General features: G+C 39.6%; 5 protein-coding genes and 3 pseudogenes. 2 read left to right on the forward strand and 6 right to left on the reverse strand.

Going from position 1 to position 4571, the window contains the following annotated elements; genetic code table 11:
- A partial coding sequence (locus LKE01_RS11430; RefSeq protein WP_225426957.1) for a GRP family sugar transporter occupies positions 1–115 on the reverse strand: 115 nt, incomplete at its 3' end.
- Between the two features lie 194 nt (positions 116–309).
- Positions 310–435, reverse strand: a pseudogene (locus LKE01_RS11435) (transposase); the annotation flags it as partial.
- A 118-nt stretch (positions 436–553) separates the two neighbouring features.
- Between LKE01_RS11435 and LKE01_RS11440 the strand changes: the two are divergent.
- A protein-coding gene (locus tag LKE01_RS11440; protein WP_095345065.1) for an IS6-like element ISS1N family transposase occupies positions 554–1233 on the forward strand; the annotation gives its coding sequence in 2 pieces (ribosomal slippage) (positions 554–704 and positions 704–1233; 681 coding nt in all).
- Positions 1234–1513: 280 nt separating this feature from the next.
- Here LKE01_RS11440 and LKE01_RS11445 read toward each other — a convergent pair.
- From LKE01_RS11445 to LKE01_RS11460, 4 genes and pseudogenes are all read right to left on the reverse strand, one after another.
- Positions 1514–1963: a cupin domain-containing protein gene (locus tag LKE01_RS11445; RefSeq protein WP_054769881.1), complete on the reverse strand. Its 450-nt coding sequence runs from the start codon at positions 1961–1963 to the stop codon at positions 1514–1516.
- A 464-nt stretch (positions 1964–2427) separates the two neighbouring features.
- Positions 2428–2805, reverse strand: coding sequence for a hypothetical protein (locus tag LKE01_RS11450; RefSeq protein ID WP_054769880.1), 378 nt, complete (start codon positions 2803–2805; stop codon positions 2428–2430).
- Positions 2798–3118 carry a hypothetical protein gene (locus tag LKE01_RS11455; protein ID WP_054769879.1) on the reverse strand — a complete coding sequence of 107 codons (321 nt, stop codon included), beginning with the start codon at positions 3116–3118 and terminating at the stop codon, positions 2798–2800. Before LKE01_RS11455 ends, LKE01_RS11450 begins: the two co-directional genes overlap by 8 nt.
- A pseudogene (locus LKE01_RS11460) lies at positions 3111–3380 on the reverse strand (excinuclease ABC subunit A); the annotation flags it as partial. The pseudogene LKE01_RS11460 and the gene LKE01_RS11455, both read right to left, overlap by 8 nt.
- 120 nt (positions 3381–3500) lie before the next feature.
- Here LKE01_RS11460 and LKE01_RS11465 point away from each other — a divergent pair.
- A pseudogene (locus tag LKE01_RS11465) lies at positions 3501–4520 on the forward strand (transposase); the annotation flags it as partial.
- Positions 4521–4571 lie beyond the last annotated feature (51 nt).

Genomic DNA, 4571 nt, shown 5'->3' on the forward strand with positions numbered 1-4571 from the left:
CGCCCAAAGTCATTCCAAGTGTTTGTTGATTAGCATCACCACCAAATTTATTAGCTACCAATCCGATAGAACCCCAAGCAAAAATTGGAACAAGCGCGAGAAGAACTCCTTGCATGTTTATATTTACCTCTTTAAAATAATTTTTTACACAAAAAATTAAGCATACCTCCATTTTACTATTTTTTCAGAAAAAAAACAAGAGATAAAAGAATACACAAGAACCATAACTGTGGCTCTACGCCAACTGGTGTTGAAGAATAAATTTATCATTTGAGGCGGTTCTCCATTTGGGGAGCCGTCTTTGTCATGTTATGCCGTGATTTGGTAGATTCGTTTGAAGAAGTTCAGCTGATTCTTGAATCCAAAACAGGATCGTTTGAGTGACTTGATGAGACGGTTAATCCCTTCGATCGGACCGTTGGAATAAGGGCTGGTGACAGCGGCGAGAACAGCGACTTTGTGTCGCTTAAGCGTCGCGATGGTTCTGTTGCAAAGTTTTCCAAAAAATCTATTTTAGTGTAAAATTGAGAAAAAAGACAGAGAGGACAGAGTAATGAATCATTTTAAAGGCAAACAATTCAAAAAAGACGTCATTATTGTCGCTGTTGGTTACTACCTGCGTTACAATCTAAGCTATCGTGAAGTTCAGGAATTGTTATATGATCGTGGAATAAATGTTTGTCATACTACGATTTATCGTTGGTGCAAGAGTACAGCAAAGTCCTCTATTATCTTTGGAAGAAGAAAAATAGACAATCCTTCTATTCATGGAAAATGGACGAAACCTATATCAAAATTAAGGGACGTTGGCATTATCTTTATCGTGCAATTGATGCGGACGGCTTAACCTTAGATATCTGGTTACGAAAGAAACGGGATACGCAAGCAGCCTATGCTTTCTTAAAACGACTCCATAAACAGTTTGGTGAGCCGAAAGCAATTGTGACCGATAAAGCACCTTCTCTTGGCTCCGCCTTTAGAAAGTTACAGAGTGTGGGTTTATATACTAAGACAGAGCACCGAACTGTGAAGTATCTTAACAATTTAATAGAACAAGACCATCGACCTATTAAACGACGAAATAAATTTTATCAAAGTCTCCGTACAGCCTCTTCCACGATTAAGGGCATGGAGACCATTCGAGGAATATATAAAAAGAACCGAAGAAATGGAACGCTCTTCGGCTTTTCGGTGTCTACTGAAATCAAGGTATTAATGGGAATAACAGCCTAAGATATTTGGAGTTCAGAGAGGGCGCGTTTGATTTTCAAACTTCGCAACAGAACCGCTGTTATAAAAATTTTTAGTGGAATTTTTATAACAGCTCTTTATATATTTTGAAATTAAAAGGGTGGAACTATGTTCCACTCTTTCGGTTGTATAAGTCCCGATTGCTAAATGCAACTAAAAAATTATTAATTGCATAGTTCAGAAAAAATTCTAATTCAAATTATTTATCAAAGAATACCATTAGTTCTTGACATAAATCATATCTTTTGATAAATAATTTGTCTTATTCACCAGTACCCTCCAGAGGGCCCTCCTGCTTAATTGCATCGGCTTTAGTGGCTTCATTAGTTCCTTTTTGGTGCTTGACCGGTGAATAAATAGAGAAGACCTTCATGGTCTGTTTTCCAGCGTTGATCACGTTATGCCAAGTGTTATCAGGAACAACTACAGACTCTCCCGGATGAATTTCCTGATCAACTGTTAAATGATCTTTATCTTTCCCCATTTTAACGTGGCCAATACCGGCTACTAAGTAAATAAGTTGATCATTACCATGATGAATTTCCATACCAATATCACCACCTCCGGCTGGGATAGCCATTAATGTGATTTGAAAATGATCCCCGGTCCACAAAGTAGTTCGATAATTTTCATTTTCCAAAGCAGCCGATTTTAAATCAGGTGCAAAGGGTGCTGGACCGTAGTCTCTTAAATCTGCGCTTTTTTCTAACATAATAAACACTCCCTTCTAAGTGGAATTATAACATAATTTTTTATTATTTGATATCATTTTAAGAGCACCAATGTTATCAATTAATTTACCAATCTGAGTTCTAGTGACTAATAGCCAATAGGATTGTCTAAAAAGTGAAGTTATTCAATTTAATTAATTTTTGGGTTTGGTTAAAGTATGGGTATCCACTCAGTTTCCATAACTTCTACGTGCAATCGTCCATGGGGCTCTTTTTTATTTAGAAATGGGCTCTTTGCTAACGTTAGAATGGGAACTGTTCTTCTGATTATCTTAGGCTGTAATTAATCGTTGTGACTTATCACGTAATCCACACTTAGATAAAGATAGTAACAGGCTTCTCAATGATCATTGAGAAGCCTGTTTATGTCAAAATACTTACTGAGACGGGATCGTATATCAATTAAAAAAAGTGTCTTTTACTACCACAACTATTAGAAAGTAGCTCAATTGGTTTGATAATCAACGTGGCGAATGGCAGCCAATGGAATAAATTGCGCCTCATCACCAATGACATTATCTTCCTGATAACCCAAGATATGAGTTGTTATTTCCAGTCGGTGGGGGTCCTCAAGCTGACATACATTTAATTGAAGGGTGTCGATTAAATCTCGCTGATAGGCTTCGGCCAGTCGACGGGTGATAATCGGTAGAGATTGTTGCGGTTTAGGGCAAACCTGCCGCTTAAGCTGGGCCGCCTGTTGATGGAGAGCGGCCGTATGATCCGATAAATAGAAGCCCTGCCATTTGACCATGCCGCGATCATGATAATCGTGATCAAAGAATTGCTGCACGCGTTGGTTGCTAAAATCAGGGTTATTCAAAAGGCTGCCGCCTCCTTTGGATGACTTTTTGGGTGCTGGGCCACTTAAGACCCACAAAGCCCACTAATTGAATGGTTAAGTTTGTTTGCTGCCGCAGACTCCGCAGGAGTTCTTCTAGGGCATTCAGATCATAATGATAAAGGGTATGTAGAGGCACTGATTTTAACCGTTCACCCTGCCGCTGCGAATTAAAAAAGAAATTAAAGCATTGATCATAACGATCATTGACCACTTGAAGCCAGTAACGAGTTTGACTACGAGGCTTAAAAAGCCGTCTCATTCGCTCACTGATTAGCTTTAAATCACTAGGCATAGCTATTTCCCCCATTGTGGCCGCCTACCAGTTGTGAACGCTCAATGGCAGTGCCCCCTTGAATTAAACTGGTCGCGAAAACCAGTTTGGAGAAACCGAACCGCCGGTGAATCTCGTCAATGACCCCGTTAAGTCGTTCGGCTTTAATTTGGCGTTGCGGATCGGTAAATAAAGTTAACTGCTGGCCGGTATTAGGAACTAATTCACTGGCATAAACGGCTAAATTGCGCACGGCCTGACCAGTCCAATTTTGGCGGAATAAAAGACTCTACAATTTTAAGTACTGATGGATTTAACATCGGTACTTATTTTGGTTTAAATTTAAAATAAAAAACGAAAGATGGCTCGGAACCCCGTCTTCGTAAAGAAAGGACCATCCTTCATGAATTATTCTACCAAAGCTGCTCTTGGAATTAAAGATCCCTACCTTGAATTAGATACAGCACACTTTAAAGATGCAATTGAAGATCAAGGTAACCAGGTAATTGTGCATCTTATTCAGTCTTATCCTTTACATTGCCCGCGTTGCGGTCAATTAATGCTCAAAAATGGCTTTAAGCTTGTTAAAGTACTAGGACCAAGCTTGCACTATGAGCCAACTATTTGGTCAATTCGTAAACAAAAATACCTTTGTAAGCCGTCACTAAACTGCCCACAAACGATTACCAAAGTGGCTAAAGTTGAGGACGTTAAGTATCACCATCATATCAGTCAAGCCATTAAACAGCGAGTTATGATGCAACTAACTGTTAATGAATCGCAAACCGATATTGCTAAGGAACTTGGCATCTCTGATTGGACTGTAAGACGGGTTATCTTTAACCTCGATCAATTCTTCAAGCCTAACTACCACTGGCTACCACGACACATTGCTTTTGATGATTTTAAGTCTGGTCGCTTTGCGCCCAGTGGAATGAGTATGATCTTGATGAACATTGAAAATCACCGTACTTTAGACATTATTTTGTCACGACGAAGTCGCTACTTACGCAATTACTTTCTGCGTTACGACCGCTCGGCTCGTTTAGCGGTTCAAACAATTACGGTTGACCTGTATACACCTTACCGTCATCTTATTCATGAACTGTTCCCTCATACCATTATTATTGCCGACCACTTTCACGTGGTCGCCCAAGCATATCGTGCTTTGAATCAAATTCGTATCAAGGCTATGAATAGAGCCGGGAAAGGTACTCACCAGTGGCGAGCTCTTAAACACTTCTGGAAACTAATTTTAACCCCAGCAGGACTTCTTAAATATGATAACTATTGGTCACGCCATAATTTTGGTTACGCTCAGCTTACCGACGTTGAAGTAGTTCATCGCTTACTGTCTTTCGATGATGATCTAAGTCAGGCCTATCGTTATTATCAAGATCTAATTTTAGTCGTCAAAATACGCTGAACTGAGTTTGTCGAAATACCGGTGAGACTGGCGATAGTCTTAGCCGAG

Source organism: Lentilactobacillus kefiri, from assembly GCF_007989105.1.
Lineage (GTDB): Bacteria > Bacillota > Bacilli > Lactobacillales > Lactobacillaceae > Lentilactobacillus > Lentilactobacillus kefiri.